The organism is Bradyrhizobium sp. BLXBL-03 (assembly GCF_051853015.1).
Lineage (GTDB): Bacteria > Pseudomonadota > Alphaproteobacteria > Rhizobiales > Xanthobacteraceae > Bradyrhizobium > Bradyrhizobium manausense.
Map to the genome: position 1 here is coordinate 4,276,606 of NZ_CP182470.1, position 21,686 is coordinate 4,298,291.

The window sequence follows — 21,686 nt, forward strand, 5'->3', positions numbered from 1 at the left end:
CGGAAAGACTCTGGATTGCTTCGCTGCGCTCGCAACGACGAGATGGAGCAGCTTCCCACAAACTCGGCGAATGCCGACTCAGTTGCCGTCCCACGCACCATCGCCGCAAGTCTGGTCGCGCAGCCCGTGACATGAAATCAGAGATTGTGGACTGTCATCTTCGCGAGGGTATCACTGTAAGCGGACCCGTGTCTTCCCGGTAACGACTGTGCTGCCTGAGCAACACCACTTGTGGATTTAACCCTCACCACTGGTCGTTCGCAGCGGCGCCGCTTTTTGGCCACACCCGAACATGAATAAAATCACTCGTATGTTTGAGGGGCCGGGCTGGTCCCTTGCTGGCGGCAGGAAATCCCAAGGTCGATTCAAATCTTGGCTCTGATCTTTCCTGAACTGACAAGGGTTGGCCAGGAAACTGGATCTGAGGAAACTGGTCGCGATGGACGCCAAGGCCAACATCAAGCAGAGGCTGCCGAGCCGTCACGTGACGGAAGGTCCTGCGCGCGCGCCCCATCGTTCCTACTTCTACGCCATGGGTCTGACCACCGAGCAGATCCACCAGCCCTTTGTCGGCGTCGCCTCGTGCTGGAATGAAGCCGCGCCCTGCAACATCGCCCTGATGCGCCAGGCGCAGGCGGTGAAGAAGGGCGTCGCATCCGCTGGCGGCACGCCGCGCGAATTCTGCACCATCACGGTGACCGACGGTATCGCCATGGGCCATGACGGCATGCGCTCCTCGCTGCCGTCGCGCGAATGCATCGCCGACTCCGTCGAGCTGACCGTGCGCGGCCATGCCTATGATGCGCTGGTCGGCCTTGCCGGCTGCGACAAGTCGCTGCCGGGCATGATGATGGCGATGGTGCGCCTCAACGTGCCGTCGATCTTCATCTATGGCGGCTCGATCCTTCCCGGCAATTTCCGCGGGCAGCAGGTCACGGTGCAGGACATGTTCGAGGCCGTCGGCAAGCACTCCGTCGGCGCCATGTCGGACGAGGACCTCGACGAGATCGAGCGCGTGGCGTGCCCCTCGGCTGGCGCCTGCGGTGCGCAGTTCACCGCCAACACCATGGCGACGGTGTCGGAGGCCATTGGCCTTGCGCTGCCTTACTCGGCCGGTGCTCCCGCACCGTACGAGATCCGCGATGCGTTCTGCATGACCGCGGGCGAGAAGGTGATGGACCTGATCGCGTCCAATATCCGTCCGCGCGACATCGTCACTCGAAAGGCGCTGGAGAATGCGGCCGCGGTGGTTGCTGCGTCTGGCGGCTCGACCAATGCTGCGCTGCACCTGCCGGCCATCGCGCATGAGGCCGGCATAAAGTTTGACTTATTCGACGTCGCCGAAATCTTCAAAAAGACACCTTATGTCGCGGATTTGAAGCCGGGTGGCCGTTATGTCGCCAAAGACATGTTTGAAGTAGGTGGCATACCGCTTCTGATGAAGACGCTGCTCGACAACGGATTTCTCCACGGCGACTGCATTACGGTCACCGGTCGAACGATCGCCGAAAACCTCAAAAGCGTGAAGTGGAATCCGCACCAGGACGTGGTGCACCCGGCAGACAAGCCCATCACCGTGACAGGCGGTGTGGTCGGTCTGAAGGGCAATTTGGCGCCAGAAGGTGCGATCGTGAAAGTCGCGGGAATGTCCAACCTCAAGTTTACCGGTCCGGCCAGGTGCTTCGACCGGGAGGAGGATGCTTTCGAGGCGGTCCAGAAGCGCACCTATCGCGAAGGCGAAGTCATCGTGATCCGCTACGAGGGCCCCAAGGGCGGCCCCGGCATGCGGGAGATGCTCCAGACCACCGCAGCGCTGACCGGCCAGGGCATGGGCGGCAAGATCGCGCTCATCACCGACGGCCGCTTCTCCGGCGCCACGCGCGGCTTCTGCATCGGCCATGTCGGGCCGGAGGCCGCGGTCGGGGGCCCGATCGGGCTGCTTGAGGACGGCGACATCATCGAGATCGATGCGGACGCCGGTACACTTAACGTAAAATTGAGCGACGCTGAGCTGGCTCAGCGCAAGACCAAATGGAGCGCTCGCGCGACTAATCACACGTCGGGTGCGCTCTGGAAGTATGCCCAGCAGGTTGGACCAGCGGTCGGTGGGGCAGTGACCCATCCGGGCGGCGCGCACGAGAAACAGTGCTATGCGGACATCTAGGCGTGCCATTGTTGCGTTTGTGTTGGGGGCTACCGCGCTGGCCGCGCCGGCGCTCGCCTTCGACGGCGCGCCGGTTAACCCCAAGGACGCGGCCATCCCCGTCGTGACCACCTTGCCCGGCGCCGCCGGTGCAGTGCGCAAGTCTGTGCCCCCCGTCGCGCCCCAGGAAAGCTCGCTCACGGCCCTGCAATACGCCGCCGAGGGCGGTCACCCGATTGCGCAGTGGAAGCTCGGCCGCATGTACGCCAGCGGCGACGGCGTGGCCCAGGACGACGTTCGCGCCTTCGACTATTTCACCCGGATCGCCAATGCGCACGCCGAGGACAGCCCGTCGGCGCCGCAGGCGCAGGTCGTCGCCAATGCCTTTGTCGCGCTCGGGCGCTATTATCTGAGCGGCATCCCGAACTCCAAGATCAAGGCCGATCCTGACAGGGCGCGGGAGATGTTCTCCTATGCCGCCTCCTATTTCGGCAACGCCGACGCGCAGTACGATCTCGCCCGGCTCTATCTGAAGACGCCGGACGCCTCCCGGGAGGATTTCCGCTACGGCGCCCGCTGGCTTGGCCTTGCCGCCCAGAAGGGCCAGCACGAGGCCCAGGCGCTGCTCGGGCAGATGCTGTTCAACGGCGATCGCCTGCCGCGGCAGGCCGCGCGCGGCCTGATGTGGCTGACGCTGGCGCGTGACAGCGCCGGCGCCGACGAGACCTGGATCAAGGAAAATTACAACCGCGCCTTCGCCAAGGCCTCCGACGACGACCGCGCCATGTGCCTGCAAATGCTGGAACAGTGGGTGCAGGGCCGCCACGAGTAGGCTCGGCAACGAAGGTGCCGTTGGGTGGGCAAAGCGAAGCGTGCCCACCTCCTGTTTCGATCACGACGAGATGGTGGGCACGGCGCGCAAAGGGCGCGCCTTTGCCCACTCTACCGCAGTTGTGATTGCCGCTCGCCCCGACCAACTCCGCGCAAGCCCTACGCCGCCTCCAGATCCAGATCCGCCCAAACCGGCACGTGATCCGACGGCTTCTCCCAGGCCCGCACGTAGCTGTCGATGCCGACATTGGCGAGCTTGTCGCTCGCCTGCGGCGAGAGCAGCAGATGGTCGATGCGCAGCCCCTGGTTCTTCTGCCAGGCCCCGGCCTGGTAATCCCAGAACGTGTAGAGACCAGGCTCGTCGGTGACGGCCCTTAAGGCGTCGGTCAGGCCGAGGCCGAGCAGGGACTGAAAGCTCTCCCGCGTTTCGGTCTTGAACAGGGCGTCCTCGGTCCAGGCCGCGGGATTGTGGACGTCGCGGGCATGCGGGATGACGTTGAAGTCGCCTGCGAGGATCAGTGGCTCCTCGGTCTTAAGACGCTCCTTCGAATACTCAAGAAGACGCGACATCCATTTGAGCTTGTAAGGATATTTATCGGTGCCAACAGGATTGCCGTTGGGCAGATAGAGGCAGGCGATGCGCATCACGCCCTGCTTGAGCGTCACCACGCCCTCGAGGAAACGGGCATGCGTGTCCTCGTCATCGCCGGCAAGTCCTGACTTGGTCTCGTCGAATTTGAGCCTGGAGAGCAGGGCAACCCCATTGAACGTCTTCTGCCCGTGGGTCACCACGTTATAGCCGAGCGCTTCGATCTCGAGCCGCGGAAACGCCTCGTCGATGCATTTGATCTCCTGCAGGCAGACGATGTCGGGCTGGCATTCCCTAAGCCAGGTCAGCAGGAGATCGATCCGCTGCCGGACCGAATTGACGTTCCAGGTGGCAACTCTGATGGGCATGGGGCGGGCTCCGGGCAGGGGTCATGGTTAGAACAAACCGCTAACGCCCCCGTCAAGGACGCCGCAAAATCTCCCACAAAATTAACCCGGTTGAAGCCGGTCCCAGGCCATTGATACGGAAAAGGTTCCTCGGAATGGGATGGCGGGACAAATCCACAGCATTGACTGAGCAGCGCGACGGTTTCGTCGGCGCTTTCCCGTCCTGGCTCGGCGGTTTCGAGATCGAAGACGGGCTGATCGCCGATCTCAGCGAGCGCGAGCTGCGCCGCATCCGCGCCAAGCAAATCGACGCGGTGACGCGGCTGATCCCCGTGACCATGGCCGTGACCATGCTCAACGTCGTTATTGTTCTGATCCTGTTCTGGGGCAGGGGCTGGAACGACTTCCTCGCGATCTGGGGTGCAACCCTCACGGCCGTCGCTTCGGTCGCCGTGCGCGCATGGCAGCGCTCGCATCAGAACCCACCGCAGGAGGCTTCGCCGCGCACGGCACGGCAGATGCTGCGGCAGGCGTTCTTCCTCGCCGCGATCTGGGGCACGCTGCCGCTGGCGCTGTTCAGCCTGATAGGGCCGACCAGCCAGCTCATCCTGGCCTGCCTGATGGTCGGCATGATGTCCGGCGGCGCCTTCACGCTGTCGACCTTCCCGCGCGCCGGCCTCGTCTACCTCGCCACCATGACGGTCGCCTGCGCGGGTTCGCTGCTGCTGTGCGGCACCGGGCCGTATCTGGTGACGGCGGTGTTTCTGCTGCTGTTCGCGTTCTTCATGGCGCGCAACATCGTCTCGCAGGGCAATCTGTTCCTCGGCAATCTCAAGGCCCAGCTCGACCTCGAGCGGCAGACCGAGATCATCTCGCTGCTGCTGAAGGACTTTCAGGAGAACGCCAGCGACTGGCTGTGGCAGACCGACGCTGAAGGCCACCTCGTCGACGTGCCGCAACGCTTCGCCGACGTCGCGCAATTGCCGCTTCCGCTCCTGAAGGGATCGCATTTCGCCGACGTGCTCGACATGCTCTGCCCCGAGGACAAGGCGGCCGCCTACAACATTGTCGGCCTGATGGAGCATACCGAGCCGCTGCACGAGATGAATTTGAAGGTCGTCGCCGGCGGCGAAGCGCGGCTGTGGTCGCTGACCGCAAAGCCCGCCTACGATCGCGACGGTCAGTTCCTGGGCTATCGCGGCTTCGGCCGCGACGTCACCGAGCGCTGGCGCGCGGAGAAGGCCGAAGCCGAGAACCGCGCCAAATCGGACTTCCTCGCTGTCATGAGCCACGAGATCCGTACGCCCATGAACGGCGTGCTCGGGCTTGCCAGCATGCTGCTCGAAACCGATCTGGATGAGGAGCAGCGCGAGGCCGTCATCACGATCCGTGAATCCGGCGACAATCTGCAGCGCATCCTCAACGACATCCTCGATCTCTCCAAGCTCGAGGCCGGACGCTTCCAGTTCGAGGCAATCGACTTTGCGCCGCAGACGCTGGTCGAGACGGTTGCGACCGTCGTGCGCGCGAGCGCCAAGGGCAAGGGTATCAGCCTCAAGATCGAGCTCGATCCGAACCTGCCGCCGACGCTGCGCGGCGACGCCGCGCGCATCCGCCAGGTGCTGCTCAATCTTGCCTCCAACGCGGTGAAGTTCACCGACGCGGGCGAGGTGACGATCAAGGCCATGTGCCCGGCGCGGCGCGACCTGCTCGCGACGGTCGAGTGGACCGTGACCGACAGCGGCATCGGCATTGCGCCCGACAAGCTCGGGCAGCTGTTCAGCGACTTTGCGCAGGCCGACGCCTCGATCAGCCGCCGGTTCGGCGGCACCGGCCTTGGCCTTGCGATCTCAAGGCGCATCATCGAGCAGATGGGCGGCACCATCGGCGTCACCTCGACGCCGGACGAGGGCTCGACCTTCCGCTTCACGCTGGTGCTGCCGTGGAGCCAGGCGCAGACATCAGATCAGGACGCGGGCCGCGAGGAATCCGACGATCTCAAGGCCCGAATTGCCGGCCTCGACCGGCCGCTGAAGGTGCTGGTCGCCGAGGACGATGCCGTCAACCGCATGGTCGTGAGCAAGATGCTCGCCGCCTTCGATGTCGAATTGCGCGTCGTTAGCGACGGTGTCGAGGCCGTCGCGGCCGTGTCGGAAGGCGACTACGACATCGTGCTGATGGACGTGCGCATGCCCGAGATGGACGGGCTCGCCGCGACGCGCGCGATCCGCGCGGGAGGAGGGCGCTTTGCGGCCTTGCCGATCGTCGCGCTAACGGCCAACGCCTTCCCCGAGGACGTCACGATCTGCCGCGAGGCCGGCATGTCGGACTTCCTGGCCAAACCGTTGCGCAAGCCGGCGCTGATCGCGGCCCTGCTGCGCGCGCTAGACGGCCATGTGATGACGGAGGAGGCACCGCTGCAGCCCGCGCTGATGCCTGATGGGCTGGAATGGACGGACGAGGAAAGGCAGATGACGGGCGCTTAAGGCGGCGCCGGTCTTGGTTTTCCATAGACGCGCGCGGCGACTGCCTTCGCGGCCTCCGCCTTCACCCGCGCCGCTCCGGCGCATAGTCGAGCGGCAGCACCGTCGTCGCCTTGATCTCCTGCATCACGAATGACGACGAGACGTCCGCGAGCGTGATCCTCCCGATCAGGCGCTGGTAGAGCCTGTCATAGGCGGCAACGTCAGGGATCACGGCCTGCAGCAGATAATCGACATCGCCGGTCATGCGGTAGACGCCGATGATCTCGGGAATGTCGCGCACGGCGTTCGAAAACTGCTTGAGCCAGCTGGCGCTGTGCTCGGTGGTGCGCAGCGCAATGAACGCGGTCAGGCCGACATTGATGCGGCTGGCATCGAGCAGGGTCACGCGGCCCTTGATGATGCCGTCATCCTCCAGGCGCTTGATGCGGCGCCAGCAGGCGTTGCGGGAAAGTCCCGCCCGCTCGCTAAGCTCGTCCAGCGACAGGGCGGCGTCATGCTGGATCAGGTTGAGCAGTTTGCGATCTGTTTCATCCATTATCCCAACAATACAAGAGATCGTCGTCTAAATTCAACCGGATTAGGCCCGATGGCGTGATATTTGGGACATCTTCTTGATCCGAATCCCCTAGGGATTGCAGGCGAACCGCGTCCCTGGAGCCCAGCATGCAAACCACCCTGCACCGGCTGTTTCTGTCCCATCCTGAGAGCGTCGATGAATCCTACGGCGAGCATTTCCTGTTCGCGCTCGGCTTCGCGGCGCGCCTGTTCGGCGCCGCATTGGCGGCGCTGGTGCACGCCGTCATTCCCTGCCTGTTCGAGACCACCGCCAGCCGCATGATCCGGCAGATGCACGAGCGCATCGCGCGTCGCGGCCACGCGCTGCAGCCCGCCGAGTAGCCAGCGCCGCGACCCGAGAGTCTGGGATCAATATGTGCCGATGGTTGGCCTATCTGGGCGCGCCGGTTTTCCTCGAGGACTTCATCGCAAAACCCTGCCAGAGCCTGATTGCGCAAAGCCGGCATTGCCGCGAGGCCAAGTCCGAGGTCAACGCGGACGGATTCGGGGTCGGCTGGTATGGTGAACGCGAGCGGCCCGGCCTGTTTCGCGACGTGCGGCCGGCCTGGAGCGACGAGAACCTGCTCTCGATCGCGCACCAGATTCGCTCCTCGCTGTTTCTGGCGCATGTGCGTGCGGCGACCGGGACCGCAACCATCCGCACCAATTGTCATCCCTTCGCGGCGGATCGCTACCTGTTCATGCACAATGGCCAGATCGGCGGCTGGCAACGCGTGCGCCGTGCCCTCGAAGCGCATATCCCTGATAACCACTACGCCAGTCGCCAGGGCACGACCGACAGCGAAGCGATCTTCCTTCTCCTGCTGGCGTTCGGGTTTTCGTCCGATGCCGAGGGTGCGTTCGCTGCGGTGATCGACCTGATCGAGCGGCAGATGGCCGCGAGCGCGGTCAATGAACCCCTGCGCTTCACCGCCGCGATGTCCGACGGCGAAAAGCTCTACGCGATCCGCTATGCCAGCGATTTGCGTCCGCCGACGCTCTATCTCAACACGCGCGGATCAGGAGGCGGTGCGCTCATCGTGTCCGAGCCGATCGACGACGCCACGACCTGCTGGGACTCCATTCCGCCGCAGAGCTTCGTGCGCATCGATCGCGCCGGCATTGTCGTGAGCCCGTTTCGCCGATCATGATGGCTCGCGGGTGGCGATCCCACTGGAGCGATTCGAATGTCCGACCCTCAGTAGGGCGCCGGAATCTTGTGCCCGGCCACGAGCGGATGATCGAGCGTGCTGATGTGTCGCGCATCCGCGCCGCCGGGCGAGCCCCAGCCGGTCACCGAGCTTCCAAAAAATTCGGCGTTGGCGCGCAGGAAATCACGCTCGTGCTCCGGCAATTCATCCTGCGCGTATATCGCCGAGACCGGACAGACCGACAGGCACAAGCCGCAGTCGATGCATTCGTCGGGCTGAATATACATCATACGTCCGCCTTCGTAGATGCTCTCGACCGGGCAGACATCCTGGCAGGCCCCGTCCTTGACGTCGATGCAGGTCGAGGCAATGACGTAGGCCATGACGATCTCCTGATGGTCAGCGGCCGCGCCATTTCGGCGCACGCTTCTCCTGGAAGGCGCGCACGCCTTCGTCCTTGTCGGACGATTGCAGCGCTTCGACAAGCGCGGGCAACCGCAACATCTGCGCGTCCGTCGGCGACAGACGCTGACCGGCCCGCACCATCTGCTTGATCGCCCGCACCGACAGCGGCGCGCAGGCGAGAATATCCGTGATCCAGCGCGTGACCGCATCGTCGAGCGTTTCGGGGGCGACCACCTCGTTGACGAGCCCGAACCGCAACGCGTCCGCCGCACTGATGCGACGTCCCGTCAGCAGCATTCCCATCGCCCAGACATGAGGAATGCGACGCGCGAGCAGGGCGATGCCGCCGTCGAGCGCAAGCCGGCCGACCCGCGGTTCCGGCAGGCCGAAGGTCGCGTTATCAGAGGCGATGACGATGTCGCAGCCGAGCATCATCTCCATGCCGCCGCCGAGCGCGTGCCCGTTGACACGGGCGATGACGGGGATGTCGAGCGTCTCCCGCAGCGCGATGCCGCCGAAACCGCCCGGACGTGCGGCCGCCCAATAGTCGAGCCCGCTGGAGCCGGATCCGCCCTTCATGTCCGCGCCGGTGCAGAAAGCACGCTCGCCGACGCCGGTGAGCACCACCACGCGAATGTCGCGGTCGCGCTCGATCGTCTCCCAGATCCGGATCAGCTCGGCCTCGGTCGCCTGATCGACTGCGTTGAGGCGATCTGGCCGGTCGAGCGTCACGCGCGCGACATGGTCCTGCACTGTGAATTGCACGCTCATGCGACGATCCCCTGCGCCTTGAGAGCGGCGATGCGCTCTGCGGAGAACCCGGCCTCGGTGAGTACGGCCGTGCCATCGGCGCCCAGTGCGGGCGGCGGGCGGCGAAGCTGGAAGGCATCGGGAGCCATGGTCAGCGGCGTGCCAATCAGCGCCATGGTCGTCGCGCCACCGCTCAGCGTCACCACTGTGCCGTTCAGCTTGGTCTGTTCGTGACCGAGCGCTTCCGCAAGCGTCAGCACGGGCGAGCACAACAAATCCTGCTCGTCGAGCCGCGCCAGCCAAGAGGCGGTCGTGTTCGACGCAAAGCGTTCGCGGAATTTGCCCTGCAGCTCGGCCTTGTGCTCGACCTGGCCCTGGAACGTTGCGTAACGCGGATCGGCCGAGAGATCGGGCAGTTCCAGCGCCTTGCAGATATCCTGCAGCGGGTTGGCCTTGAAGGCGCCGACCAGAACGACGGCGCCGTCGGTGGTCGCAAAGCACCCGGTGAGGGGATACGATCCCCAGCTGAGGTCCTTGCCACGGTGCAGCCACATCGCGGCTTCCTGCATTTGCATGGCCAGCATCGACTCGAACAACGAGACCGCAACCTGCTGCCCTCGGCCGGTTTTCTCACGCTGCAGAAGGGCGAGCAGGATCGCCTGCACCAGATGCATGCCGGCGGTGTAGTCGCACAGCGCCGTCGCGTAGACCGTGAGCGGCTCGTCGTCATTGCACTTGCGACGCATCACACCGGACAGCGCCTGTGCGAGAATGTCCTGGCCGCCCTTGTGGGACAACGGCCCGGCCTGGCCGAAGCCGGAGCCGAATGCGCAAATGATCCGCGGGTTGATCTTGGACAGCTGCTCGTAGCCGAAGCCCATGCGTTCCATGACGCCTGCGCGGAAGTTGTTCACCACCACGTCGGCGGTGCGAACGAGATCATAGATGATCTCTCTGCCTTCCGCCTTGCGCAGATCGAGCGCGATCGAGCGCTTGTTGCGATTGAGGCTGCGAAACACCGGATTGTCGAGACCGTCGGGATCGTCAGGAATCGAGGAACGCGACAGGTCGCCGGCTCCCGGCCGTTCGATCTTGATCACGTCGGCGCCGTAGTCGGCAAGTACCTGCGTCGCGCTCGGTCCCAGCATCACCTGGGTGAAATCGATGACACGCACGCCCGACAGCGGCTGCGCGGAAGAGCTATCCATTCCTGATGTTCCTATTCTGCGGCAACGGTCACGAGCGCGTTGGCGGCGGGCTGGTCGCCCGGATCGGCTCCCTGCGCCCGCAATCGCGCCTGAAGCTTCCTGATATCGACACGATCGACCGCAACGTTGGCATCGATGGCGAGCGCGGCGGCAACGCCGGCTGCTTCGCCCATCGCCATGCACGGCGGAATTTCGCGCGAGGTGCGTTGCGCCGACGAGGTCGCGGAATAGTGCCGGCCGGCGACCAGCAACTGGCCGACGTTTCGCGGCAGCAGCGTGCGATACGGATAGTAATAGTCGCGGCCGCGCGCGACGCTGTCGGCGAAATGGCGCCGATGCATCACATCGTCCTTGCTCATCACGTAGACGCCGTCGAGCAATCGGGTCTGGCGCACGCCGATCTGGGGCGCAACGTCGACCACGAAGCACGTCTGGAATCCCGGCAGCTTGGCACGGACAAATTCGACCAGCGCGGCGATGCGCTCGCGGCCCTGGAAATCGGCCCGGGTCAAATCCTCGACCTTGACGCCGTCGAAGCCGGTCATATGCGGGCAGTTGCACCAGACGATATCAGGCAGCGGCGTCTTCAACCACCACTTGGCCCAGGACCCACCCATGATCTTCTTGGCTTCGCGGTCGATGGCGCCGAACGCCTCCGGCTCTTCGTATTCGAAGCGTTCGGCGGCTTCGACATCGACGCCGCCGAGGCGGAACACGGTGGTCATGATGTAGGAGCCGTGGCTGAACGGCGCGCCGGCGGAGGCAGCGACATCGAGATCGCCGCTGGCGTCGATCACGGCGCTTCCCATGATGGCCTGTCGCCCGCTCTTGGTGTCGCAGATGACGCCGGTGATGCGACCGTCTTCGACAATCGCCCGCGAGAACCAGCTGTGCAGCCGCAGGTCGACCTTCGCTTCGCTGATCATCGCGTTCGCCGCCCGCTTGTAGCCGTCCGGATCGAACGCGGCAGCGTAGCAGATCGGCTGCGGCTTGGTATGGGAGTGAAAATCGAACACGCCCCACCGCGACCATTTGCGCCACAGCTCCGCGCTGGAGCGGCGCTCGGCTTCCGGCGGCACCACGCACAGGCCCATATGCTCCATGCGCTCGATCATTTCGCTGCAAATCCCGCGAACACTGATCTCTTCGCCGTTGCACATGTCATCGAGCACCAGCACCATGCCGCCCGAGGCGAGGCCGCCGAGATAGGCATATCGTTCGATCAATGTCACACAGAGGCCGTTGCGGGCGCCTGCGACCGCTGCTGCGATGCCCGCAGGCCCGCCGCCAACCACCACGAGATCGGCGCGGCGCACGACGGGAATTTCAGCCGCGGGCTCGATGATCCGGTCAGGATTTGTCATAGGAGGCTCCTCGAAGGGCGCGGGTTCAAGCGGTCTGCGCCACGTTCCATTTCAGGAAGTAGCGCTCCAGCCAGGAGATCACAGCGAAAAACGCCGCGGAAAACGCCGAGCCGACCACGATGGTGGCGTACAGCAGCGGCGAGTCGAAATTGTAGGTCGCCTGAATGATCAGCGCGCCGATGCCCGTGGTCGCGCCGATCCACTCGCCGACGATCGCGCCGATCACCGAGGTTGCGGACGCGATCTTGAGCGCCGAAAACAGATACGGCAAAGAGCTCTTGAGCCGCAGCTTGAAGAAGATCTCGCTGGGCGTGGCCGACAGGATGCGCATCAGCTCCATCTGTTGCGAGCTGACCGAACGCAAGCCGCGTGTCATGTTGACCAATGTCGGAAAGAAGCAGATCAGTGCGGCGATCGCCACCTTGGCTTCCAGCCCGTTGCCGAGCAACAGCACCAGGATCGGCGCATAAGCCATCACCGGAATGGTGTGGAACATCACCGCGATCGGAAACAGAGCCTCTTCGGCGGTCCGCTGATAGACGAACGTCGTCGCGAGCAGGATCGCGGCGCTATTGCCGATCAAGAAACCGGCGACCGCCTCGATCGCCGTCGGCAAGAGATTGCCGAGCAGCATGCCGAGCTTGCCATAGAGCGTCATCGCCACCGCGGTCGGCGCGGGCGCGATAAACGGCCGGATCTTGAAAATCATCACGCCGAGCTCCCACAGGACGAGCAGGGCAATGACTGCTGCCAGCGGGAGCAGGCGGCGTCGCCAGGCGGCGAGGCGGGCTGCGGCGGCGAAGCCGGCCTGTGCTTCGGCATCGGCGGAGGTGATTTCGCTGGCGTCGTGAGACGACAATGCCGGCATGCTCATCAGCAAGCCTCCAGAACGGTTCGCAGGTGTGCAGCAAGCGCGATGAACTGCGGCGTCTCGCGCAAGGCGACGCGGCGCGGGCTCGGCAGATCGACGGGGACGATCTCGCGAACCCGCCCGGGACGCGCGGCCATCAGCATCACCTGCTGGCCTAGAAAGGCGGCCTCGTAGATCGAATGGGTGACGAACAGGATGGTCGCGCCGGTTTCCTCCCAGACCCGCAGCAATTCCTCGTTCAGCCGGTCGCGCTTGATTTCGTCGAGCGCACCGAACGGCTCGTCCATCAAAAGCAGCTTGGGATCGTTGATCAGGGCCCGCGCGATCGCGACACGCTGACGCATGCCGCCGGACAGTTCGTGTGGATAGGCATTCTCCCAGCCCGTGAGGCCGACCAGCGCCAGCAATTCGCGCGCGTCGCGCGCGCCGCCTCGCTTGCTCCGACCGCCGACTTCCAGCGGCAACTGCACATTCTCGAGCGCCGTACGCCAGGCCAGCAGCGAAGCGTCCTGGAAAACGAAGCCGATGTCGCGCCGCGCCCGCGCGGCGGCGGCCGTGGTGCCAAGCACCTCGACCTGGCCCGAGGTCGCCGGGATCAGATCGGAGACGACCCGGAGCAGCGTCGACTTCCCGCAGCCCGACGGGCCGAGCAGCGTCAGGAAGCCGCCGCTCGGAATGGTCAAACTCACCCGCTCCAGCGCCGTGACAACGCCGCGCTCGGTCGGGAAACGCACCGTGACATCTTGAAGGCGGACAGCCAGGCTCTCATCCCGAACCGGTGTACGGTCCAGGACAGTCGTTTGCGACATGATGCTCATGGTTTCAGCCGATCTTGTTTCAGCCGATCTTGGGGCGGTCGTTGGCGGTCATATCCAGAATCCTGGTGGTCATGACTTGCTCGAGCTTGGGCTTGCCGGCAGCAAACTGCTTGAGCTCGTCGTGCAAATCGATTTGCTCCTGCCAGACGGCGGGATCGAAGCTGCCCCAAGCGAAAGTCTTGGTCCGCTCCGTGAACTCAGCGTTCAACATGATCGGGAGAGCTTCCAGTTCGTCCGCCCTCACGAGATTCGGATACTCCTGAACGAGAAGATCGACCGCCTTTTCGGGATTGGCCTTGGCGTAGGCCCAGCCACGGCCAGCGGCACGCAAGAAGCCGGCAAGCAAATCGGGCTTCGTCTTCAGGAAGTCCGTCGTCGTGTAGTAAGGCAGCGCATAGAGCCTGACGCCGTTGTCCCACAGTCGCATCGTGATAATTTCGGGCCCGAGCACCTTGAGCGCCGTCGTATTGGTACGCCATCCGGTTATGGCGTCGACCTGCCCGGTGAGCAGCGGCGTCATGTCGGAGCCGACGATCACTTTCTGCACCTTGTCTTCAGGGATGCCGTTCCGGCGCAGCAGCGCCGTGAGTAGAACTTGCCCCGTCGCCTGCACGCCGACCTTGCGGCCGATCATGTCCTGCGGCTTGCGGATTGGCGTCTTGGGCAGCGAGAAGAAGGCGTAGGGATGCTCCTGGGCGCCGACAGCAAAGCAGGTGACCGGAATGCCCTGCGAGGCGGCCAGCATCAGCGAAGGACTCGACGAAAGCTGACCAATCTCGTACCGCCCCGAAGCCACGATCGCGACGCCGTCGATATTGGGGCCGCCGGGCTGGATCGCGAAGTTGATGTTTTCCTGCTCGAAATAGCCGAGGCGTTTGGCGACCACCTCGCCGATCTGATTGCCGCCGGTGATCCAGCCGAGTTGCATGTTGACGGTCTGCAGGCTCGCAGCCCGGCTGCGCCGGGTGGTGATGGGGGACAATGCCGCGCCGACCGCGAGTGCGGCTCCGCCCTGGAGCAAGCTTCGCCGCGTCCCAATGAGCCTGTTCGCCATGATCGTGCCTCCCTTTGCCAGGCGCCGAAAAGCTGCTCACCATTCCGGCACCGGGTCCCGCCCGCCGCTGGGCGCGAACGAAAGGCTAGTGGAGGCCGGGCGGTGTTGGGAAGGATAGAGTTTCGTGATAGGTGATGCCTTTTCGGCAGCACTCTAACCCGGGCTTGAATTGCGCCATGCACGCCGTTGTTCTGCGCTATCTGGACCAGGTCGCCAAGGTCGGCTCGATAAGGCGCGCGGCCGAACAGCTCAATGTCGCCTCGTCCGCGGTCAACCGCCAGATTCTCAAGCTCGAGGCCGAAATCGGCGTCGCGATTTTCGAGCGCCGGGGCAACGGGGTACGGCTGACACCGGCTGGAGAACAGTTGCTGCGCCACACGCGCAGCACCCTCGCCGAATGGCGTCGCACCCGGCTGGAGATCGCCTCAATTGCCGGCGATATCAGGGGCGAGGTCCGGATCACGGCGATCCCCTCACTTCTGGTGCGGGTCGTGCCCAGGGCGATCAGGACGATCGCTGCCCGCCACCCCAATATCTCGTTTCGCGTCATCGACGCCGATCCCGCCGAGCACGGCGAGGAGATGCGTGCCGCGAGGCCCGATATCGCGCTGCATTTCATCGACAAGCGCTATCGCCACTACGACATCGCGGCCCGCCTGCACACCGTGCTCGGAGCCCTCATGTGCGCCGACCACCCGCTGGCGGACCGCAAGCATGTGACTCTCACCGAGTGCGCCGCCTATCCGGTCGTCATGCTCGCCGATGCGTGGCAGCTCGACGCCGCATCGGAGGCCGAATTCATTCACAGCGGCGCCCAGTTTTCCCCGCGCATCACCTCCAACTCGCTCATCGTCATGAAAGAGACGATGAAGGCGGGCCTCGGCATCGGCTTCTTCACTCCGGCCGGCTTTGTCGACGAGATTGCCCGCGGCGAGCTGGTTCATGTGCCCCTCTCGGAAGCGGGCCTTGCGGCGAGCGAAATCGGCTTGTTCGTGCACCGGATCCGCGCCGGCGCTCATCACATCAGCGTCGTCGCCGACGAACTGAAGCGGGAATTCAATCTGCTGGAGCAGGATTTTCGCGCAATTCCGCGCCGGTAGCGATTCCAATGTTTCGTATTCCCATTCCAGCCTGCTCATCATCAGTCCTTCGATCAGGAGATCGCTTTGGCTCACGAGTCCCCATCTCGCCATCGCCCGGTGCCCCTGGGCGCCTACATGCCGTCGGCGCTTCGTGCCGCAAACGATAGCCCCAACCGCATACGCAAGGTCGGCGCCGTGCTGGTCGCGCAGGACGGTACCGAAATCGCGAGCTGCAACACGTTTCCACCGGGGGTGCGCGATCTCGACGAGCGCCATGAGGGCGACGGCCGCTTTGTGTGGATGGAGCACGCCGAGCGCCACGCCATCTTCAACGCCGCCAGGGCAGGGGTGGCGACGGCCGGTGCTCATATCACGTCGACGTTTTTTCCGTGCATCGATTGCGCGCGCGCCATCGTCGATGCGGGCATCGTCTGCCTCGACACGCCGGCCCCCGCCTTCGGCGATCCGGTCTGGGGCGCTTCGTTCGAGCGCTCGCAGATCATCCTCGAGGAGGGCGGCGTGGAAATTCGTGTGGTCGACGCCGGCAGCGGCGCATGAGAGGCAGCGTCATCAAGCCCGCTGTGATGGGCATGATTGATCCTGTCGCTGCTGAATATGGCTCGTAATATTGTGCGTTTGGCGAGCGTTGGAGAGATTGTCGCCATGAATGCGAGGATGTCGTGGAGAATGGGGGATCTTAGCGGAGTCCCGTAGAGCTTCCCTTTTGGGGACCTCGCGACGATGACATCCTACCCCTGTTTTGCCCGACGCCGCAAGCGATTTTCGTAAAAGCCGAATCATGCCGTGCCGGCGTCCGGCTACTGTGCATGGGGTTGTTTTCGAGATTTGCGGTCGGGCTAGATCGAGAAGCTGGTGCCGCAGCCGCAGGACGCCGTCGCGTTGGGATTGTTGACCCGGAAGGAGGCGCCGATCAAATCGTCGACGAAGTCGACCTGCGAGCCCGCCAGGAACGGCTGGGAGGCGGAATCGACCAGCACCACCGCGTTGTCCTGCTCGATGACGAGATCGTCCTCGGTGCGGTCGCGGTCGATGTCGAACTTGTACTGGAAGCCGGAGCAGCCGCCGCCTTCGACCGAGATACGCAGCATCGCGCCTGACCCTTCGCCCTTGAGGATCTCCCCGATCCGGCGGGCGGCGCGGTCACTGATGGTCACGGCAGTCGTCATTGCTGGTCTCCGATAGTCTCGCGGTCATACCAAGTTCACTTGCCCAATTCATTTGGTATCCCGCGTCCGACATAGTTAAGTGCCACCATACGCAGAATCAAATGGATAGGGACTAAATTCGCCGTGTCCGTCGGAATGGCAGCCCCCCGCGCGCCCTATGCCTGCGACCCTGATCGCAGCCGCGGCCGGCTGGTCGCCGAGCCGCCGAGCCGGACCCGCAGCCCGTTCCGGCGGGATTGCGACCGGGTGATCCATTCGACCGCGTTCCGGCGCCTGAAGTACAAGACCCAGGTGTTCGTGTTCCATGAGGGCGACCATTACCGAACCCGGCTGACCCATTCGCTGGAGGTGGCCCAGATCGCCCGTGCGCTGGCCCGGCAGCTAGGCTTGGACGAAGACCTCACCGAAACCCTGGCGCTCGCCCATGATCTCGGCCATCCGCCTTTCGGCCATGCCGGCGAGCGGGCGCTGGATGCCTGCCTGAAGGATTTCGGCGGCTTCGACCATAACGCCCAGGCGCTCCGGGTCGTCGGCTCGCTGGAGCACCGCTACCCTGAATTCGACGGGCTGAACCTGACCTGGGAATCGCTCGAGGGCATCGTCAAGCACAACGGCCCGCTGACCGATCGCGGCGGCGCGCCCGTCGGCCGCTATCGCGAACATGGCATTCCCGTCGGCATCGCCGACTACGTCAGGACCTACGACCTCGAGCTCTGGAGCTTTGCTTCGCTCGAAGCCCAGGTCGCCGCGATCGCCGACGACATCGCCTACGACGCCCACGACATCGACGACGGCCTGCGCGCCGGCCTGTTCCATCTCGACGATCTCAAGGTTATGCCGCTCACGGCCGAGATCATCGCCGAGACCTCCGCGCATTACCCCGATCTCGAAGAGGTCAGGCGCGGGGCCGAACTGGTGCGCGAACTGATCTCGCACCTGATCGGCGCGGTGTTCGCGGAGGCGCAAAAGAACATTGCCGCCGTCCGCCCCCAGTCGGCCCAGGACGTCCGCCAGCAGAGCCGGGCGCTGATCACGTTCCCGCCTGACGTGGCCGAGGAGGAGGCTGCCATCAAGAGTTTCCTCTATGGGCACATGTACCGCCACAACCGGGTGGTGCGGGTGATGGGGGAGGCCGAACAGATCCTGTTCGACCTGTTCGCGAAGTATCTGAAATCGCCTGATGACCTGCCGCCGGAATGGCTGGTCGGGGCAGACGCGGACGACGGGGGCGACCGGGCCCGGCGGATCGGCAATTTCATTGCCGGAATGACCGACCGTTTCGCCCTGACCGAGCACCAGCGGCTCTTTGACTCGACCCCGGATTTGCGTTAGGCGGCGGCCATGCCCGACACATCCTCAAGCCCGCATCTGTTCGCCGACGTGCTCGCACGCGTGCACGCCGCCTGCCGCGCGCTCGCGGCCGAAGCCAACTGGCCCGAGGGCGTCGATTTTTCCCGCGTGGTGGTCGAGCCGCCGCGCGATGCCTCCCACGGCGATATGGCGACCAACGCCGCGATGGTGCTTGCGAAAGAGGCAAAGAGGAAGCCGCGCGACCTCGCCGAGCAGATCGCCGAGAAGCTCCGCGCTGACGCGCTGATCGCCAGGGTCGATGTCGCCGGTCCCGGCTTCATCAATCTGACGCTCAAGCCCTCTGCCTGGGCCGAGGCGCTGCGGACAGTGCTGCGCGAGGGGGCTGACTACGGCCGCGTCCGCGGCGGCTCCAAGGTCAATGTCGAATATGTCTCGGCCAATCCGACCGGACCGATGCATGTCGGCCATTGCCGCGGTGCCGTGTTCGGCGACGCGCTGGCGAGCCTGCTCCAGTTCGGCGGCCACGACGTCACCCGCGAATATTACATCAACGACGCCGGCGCCCAGGTCGACGTGCTCGCACGCTCCGCGTTTCTCCGGTACCGCGAGGCGCTCGGCGAGGACATCGGGGCGATCCCGGAAGGGCTCTATCCCGGCGACTATCTAAAGCCTGTGGGCGCAGCGCTCGCGAAGGAACACGGCGATAAGCTGCTCGCGATGAGCGAAACCGAGTGGCTGCCGACGGTGCGGGCCAAGGCGATCGCGATGATGATGGACGAGATCAAGGACGATCTCGCCGCCCTCAACATCCGCCACGATGTCTTCTTCTCGGAGCGCTCGCTGATCGAGACCGGCAACAACAAGGTTGCCGAGACCATCGATTTCCTGAAGGCCAAGGGCGACATCTATGAGGGCCGCCTGCCGCCGCCGAAGGGCGCGCCGGTCGAGGATTGGGAAGACCGCGAGCAGTTGCTGTTCAAGGCGACCGCCTATGGCGACGATGTCGATCGGCCGCTGATCAAGTCGGACAATTCCTACACCTACTTCGCCTCCGACATCGCCTACCACAAGAACAAGTTCGACCGTGGTTTTGCGGAGATGATCGACGTCTGGGGCGCCGATCACGGCGGCTACATCAAGCGCATGCAGGCGGCGGTGAGGGCGACGACGTCCGGCAAGGGATCGCTTGACGTCAAGATCGTCCAGCTCGTGAAGTTGCTGCGCAACGGCGAGCCCGTGAAAATGTCAAAGCGGAGCGGGGACTTCGTCACCTTGCGTGAGGTGGTGGATGAAGTCGGCCAGGACGCCGTCCGCTTCATGATGCTCTACCGCAAGAACGACGCGGTGCTCGACTTCGACCTCGCCAAGGTCATGGAACAGTCGCGCGACAACCCGGTGTTCTACGTGCAGTACGGCCACGCCCGCGGCCACTCGATCTTCCGCAACGCTCGGGCGGAGCTGTTCCCGGACCTGCCAGAGGATACCGGCAAGCGCATTGCCTGGCTCAGTGAGTCGGCCCTGGAACGGCTGTCCGACCCCGTCGAGCTCGATCTTCTTAAGCGCCTCGCAATTTATCCGCGGATGCTGGAGGCTGCCGCCGCGGCCCATGAGCCGCACCGTATTGCCTTTTATCTCTATGACTTAGCGAGCGAATTTCACGCACTTTGGACGAAAGGGCGGGATTTGCCCTATTTACGCTTCATTATCAATAATGATGCAGATCTTACAAAGGCGCGACTGGCCATGGTCCAGGGCGTCGTCTCTGTCCTGGCATCGGGCCTCGCCATCCTCGGCGTCCATGCTCCGGACGAGATGCGGTAGTTTGGGGCGAACTACTTAAGGGGAATATTGGGGGTACCGGCAGAAGCCGGATCGCTTAGACTTGGTTGAAAGCCTTGTGGGTCGAAAGCTGCGCCTTGGTCGAGGGGCGCGCAGCTTTCCCGAAGGGACGCATCATCACGATGGCCGATCGATATCACGACAGACCGTTTCCTTCCGATGACTATGGTCGCGGCGCCGACCAGCATGGGAGAGCGGACAGCGATCCCTTGGCCGAGCTTGCGCGCCTGATCGGGCAGACCGATCCGTTCGCAGCGCAGGGCCGTCCGGGTGCGCGGCCGGCAGCGGCAGCGGCACCTGCGCCGACGCAGAGCTATCAGGACGACGATTACCAGCAGGAGGATTATCAGCAGGATCATGCCGAGCCCGCGCCGCCGGCTCAGCCTGGGCCGCCCTCATGGATGCGCCGCGCCAACGTGCAGCCGCGGCCGGCGCCCGAGCCCGACCATCCTGTTACCGTGAATCCGATTCATCCGCTGCATCGCTATTCGGCCCAGCCAGCCGCGCCCGAGCCGCAGTTTCATCAGCCGCAGCAGTCCTATCAGGATCAGGCTTACCATGAGCAAGCCTACCGTCAGGAGCCGGCCCAGCATCAAGCCTATGAAGCGCCCTACGAGCAGCCTGATCCGGCGCGCTACGACGACGCTCTCTACGGGCGGCTCGAATCGGGCGAGCAGGATTTTCAGCGCGAGCCGGCCTATCCTGATGATCCCTACGCATTCCAGAGCGACTATCCCGAGGCTGATCTCGATGAGCCCAGGAAATCGCGCGGCGGCATGATGACCGTTGCGGCGATCCTCGCGCTTGCCGTGGTCGGAACTGGCGCTGCTTTCGCCTACAAGACCTATATCGGCTCGCCCCGCAGCGGCGAGCCGCCGATCATCAAGGCCGATAACACGCCGACCAAGATCGTGCCGGCACCGTCGGACTCCTCGGCCAAGGTGCCGGATCGCATGGTGAGCGGCGACGGCAGCGAGAAGATCGTGCCGCGCGAGGAAGCGCCTGTCGACGTCAATGCCAAGGCGGCCGGTCCCCGCGTGGTGTTTCCGGCGCTGAACCAGAATGCCAACCCGCCGTCGGTCGCGAGCGTGTCGCCATCGACCGTTCCGCCACCGGGCGCCGGGGTGGTCCCGAGCAACGGGACGATGCCGAACGGCGCGCCCCGCTCGGTCAAGGTCGTCGTTGTGAAGGGTGATCAAACCGACGCCACCGCGGCGCAGGCCGCTGCACCGTCGCCCGCCAAGTCGGCGGCTGCGCCGAAGCCGGTCGCCGCGCCGGCCGCCCCGCGCACCCCTCCGACGTCAGCCAATGCCAGCGCCAATCAGCCGCTATCGCTGGCTCCGCAAGCCGCCCCGGCCGAGCCACCGCAGCGCGTGGCTGCGACCAACCCTACACAGATCGCGCCCGCGCCCAGCGGCGGCTATGTCGTGCAGGTCTCTTCACAACAGACCGAGGAGAGCGCCGCCGCGTCCTACCGGGTGCTCCAGAGCAAATACGGCAGCGTGCTGGGTTCCCGCTCTCCGGTCATCAAGCGGGTCGACCTGACCGACAAGGGCAAGGGCATCGTCTACCGTGCCTTCGCCGGACCGTACGCCTCGGCTGATGAGGCGGTGCAGGCCTGCAACAATCTGAAATCGGCTGGCCTGCCGTCCTGCTTCGTCCAGAGGAATTAACGGTCGTTTCCTTGACCCCCTC

20 protein-coding genes are annotated in these 21,686 nt (G+C 64.6%); 10 read left to right on the forward strand and 10 right to left on the reverse strand.

Annotated elements, in window-relative coordinates; genetic code table 11:
- Nucleotides 1-439 precede the first annotated feature (439 nt).
- Nucleotides 440-2,164 carry a dihydroxy-acid dehydratase gene (gene ilvD, locus ACNJX9_RS20590; protein WP_057755829.1) on the forward strand — a complete coding sequence of 575 codons (1,725 nt, stop codon included), beginning with the start codon at nt 440-442 and terminating at the stop codon, nt 2,162-2,164.
- A complete protein-coding gene (locus ACNJX9_RS20595; protein ID WP_439403973.1) occupies nt 2,151-2,975 on the forward strand; it encodes a tetratricopeptide repeat protein in 825 nt (274 codons plus the stop codon). The genes ilvD and ACNJX9_RS20595 overlap by 14 nt, the downstream gene beginning before the upstream one ends.
- Before the next feature lie 158 nt (nt 2,976-3,133).
- Here ACNJX9_RS20595 and xth read toward each other — a convergent pair whose 3' ends face one another.
- Nucleotides 3,134-3,931: an exodeoxyribonuclease III gene (gene xth / locus ACNJX9_RS20600; protein ID WP_057755822.1), complete on the reverse strand. Its 798-nt coding sequence runs from the start codon at nt 3,929-3,931 to the stop codon at nt 3,134-3,136.
- A gap of 134 nt (nt 3,932-4,065) precedes the next feature.
- Here xth and ACNJX9_RS20605 point away from each other — a divergent pair, with 134 nt between their 5' ends.
- Nucleotides 4,066-6,396 carry an ATP-binding protein gene (locus ACNJX9_RS20605; RefSeq protein WP_439403974.1) on the forward strand — a complete coding sequence of 777 codons (2,331 nt, stop codon included), beginning with the start codon at nt 4,066-4,068 and terminating at the stop codon, nt 6,394-6,396.
- 61 nt (nt 6,397-6,457) lie between these two features.
- On the opposite strand, the gene ACNJX9_RS20610 is transcribed toward ACNJX9_RS20605, so the two are convergent.
- A complete protein-coding gene (locus tag ACNJX9_RS20610) occupies nt 6,458-6,931 on the reverse strand; it encodes an Lrp/AsnC family transcriptional regulator (protein ID WP_057755818.1) in 474 nt (157 codons plus the stop codon).
- Between the two features lie 128 nt (nt 6,932-7,059).
- Between ACNJX9_RS20610 and ACNJX9_RS20615 the strand changes: the two genes are divergently transcribed.
- Both ACNJX9_RS20615 and ACNJX9_RS20620 read left to right on the forward strand, forming a co-directional pair.
- A complete protein-coding gene (locus tag ACNJX9_RS20615; RefSeq protein ID WP_057755815.1) occupies nt 7,060-7,293 on the forward strand; it encodes a DUF6356 family protein in 234 nt (77 codons plus the stop codon).
- A 32-nt stretch (nt 7,294-7,325) separates the two neighbouring features.
- Complete coding sequence (locus ACNJX9_RS20620) at nt 7,326-8,102, forward strand: class II glutamine amidotransferase (protein WP_439403975.1); 777 nt, start codon at nt 7,326-7,328, stop codon at nt 8,100-8,102.
- 47 nt (nt 8,103-8,149) lie between these two features.
- Here ACNJX9_RS20620 and fdxA read toward each other — a convergent pair whose 3' ends face one another.
- Genes fdxA through ACNJX9_RS20655 form a run of 7 tightly spaced genes read right to left on the reverse strand, consistent with a single transcriptional unit; the run spans nt 8,150 to nt 14,572 of the window.
- A complete protein-coding gene (fdxA, locus tag ACNJX9_RS20625) occupies nt 8,150-8,485 on the reverse strand; it encodes a ferredoxin (protein ID WP_439403976.1) in 336 nt (111 codons plus the stop codon).
- 16 nt (nt 8,486-8,501) lie between these two features.
- On the reverse strand, nt 8,502-9,278 hold the full coding sequence (locus tag ACNJX9_RS20630) for an enoyl-CoA hydratase-related protein (RefSeq protein ID WP_439403977.1): 777 nt from the start codon (nt 9,276-9,278) through the stop codon (nt 8,502-8,504).
- Complete coding sequence (locus tag ACNJX9_RS20635; protein WP_439403978.1) at nt 9,275-10,465, reverse strand: CaiB/BaiF CoA transferase family protein; 1,191 nt, start codon at nt 10,463-10,465, stop codon at nt 9,275-9,277. Before ACNJX9_RS20635 ends, ACNJX9_RS20630 begins: the two co-directional genes overlap by 4 nt.
- 11 nt (nt 10,466-10,476) lie before the next feature.
- On the reverse strand, nt 10,477-11,829 hold the full coding sequence (locus ACNJX9_RS20640) for an FAD-dependent oxidoreductase (RefSeq protein WP_439403979.1): 1,353 nt from the start codon (nt 11,827-11,829) through the stop codon (nt 10,477-10,479).
- 25 nt (nt 11,830-11,854) lie between these two features.
- Nucleotides 11,855-12,703, reverse strand: a complete 849-nt coding sequence (locus ACNJX9_RS20645) for an ABC transporter permease (RefSeq protein WP_083514644.1) — start codon at nt 12,701-12,703, stop codon at nt 11,855-11,857.
- Nucleotides 12,703-13,518, reverse strand: coding sequence for an ABC transporter ATP-binding protein (locus ACNJX9_RS20650; protein ID WP_057755803.1), 816 nt, complete (start codon nt 13,516-13,518; stop codon nt 12,703-12,705). Before ACNJX9_RS20650 ends, ACNJX9_RS20645 begins: the two co-directional genes overlap by 1 nt.
- Nucleotides 13,519-13,537: 19 nt before the next feature.
- The gene (locus tag ACNJX9_RS20655; RefSeq protein WP_439403980.1) at nt 13,538-14,572 is read right to left on the reverse strand and encodes an ABC transporter substrate-binding protein; all 1,035 of its coding nucleotides are present in this window, start codon (nt 14,570-14,572) and stop codon (nt 13,538-13,540) included.
- A gap of 176 nt (nt 14,573-14,748) precedes the next feature.
- Here ACNJX9_RS20655 and ACNJX9_RS20660 point away from each other — a divergent pair, with 176 nt between their 5' ends.
- Together ACNJX9_RS20660 and ACNJX9_RS20665 are read left to right on the forward strand one after the other, a co-directional pair.
- The gene (locus tag ACNJX9_RS20660) at nt 14,749-15,672 is read left to right on the forward strand and encodes a LysR family transcriptional regulator (RefSeq protein WP_057755799.1); all 924 of its coding nucleotides are present in this window, start codon (nt 14,749-14,751) and stop codon (nt 15,670-15,672) included.
- A gap of 117 nt (nt 15,673-15,789) precedes the next feature.
- Nucleotides 15,790-16,212, forward strand: coding sequence for a deoxycytidylate deaminase (locus ACNJX9_RS20665; protein WP_439403981.1), 423 nt, complete (start codon nt 15,790-15,792; stop codon nt 16,210-16,212).
- Nucleotides 16,213-16,511: 299 nt separating this feature from the next.
- Here ACNJX9_RS20665 and erpA read toward each other — a convergent pair whose 3' ends face one another.
- A complete protein-coding gene (erpA, locus tag ACNJX9_RS20670; protein WP_057755794.1) occupies nt 16,512-16,841 on the reverse strand; it encodes an iron-sulfur cluster insertion protein ErpA in 330 nt (109 codons plus the stop codon).
- A 123-nt stretch (nt 16,842-16,964) separates the two neighbouring features.
- Here erpA and ACNJX9_RS20675 point away from each other — a divergent pair, with 123 nt between their 5' ends.
- From ACNJX9_RS20675 to ACNJX9_RS20685, 3 genes are all read left to right on the forward strand, one after another.
- A complete protein-coding gene (locus ACNJX9_RS20675) occupies nt 16,965-18,173 on the forward strand; it encodes a deoxyguanosinetriphosphate triphosphohydrolase (protein ID WP_439403982.1) in 1,209 nt (402 codons plus the stop codon).
- 9 nt (nt 18,174-18,182) lie between these two features.
- Complete coding sequence (gene argS, locus ACNJX9_RS20680; RefSeq protein ID WP_439403983.1) at nt 18,183-19,973, forward strand: arginine--tRNA ligase; 1,791 nt, start codon at nt 18,183-18,185, stop codon at nt 19,971-19,973.
- Between the two features lie 140 nt (nt 19,974-20,113).
- Nucleotides 20,114-21,664: an SPOR domain-containing protein gene (locus ACNJX9_RS20685; protein ID WP_439403984.1), complete on the forward strand. Its 1,551-nt coding sequence runs from the start codon at nt 20,114-20,116 to the stop codon at nt 21,662-21,664.
- The last annotated feature ends 22 nt before the right edge of the window (nt 21,665-21,686 follow it).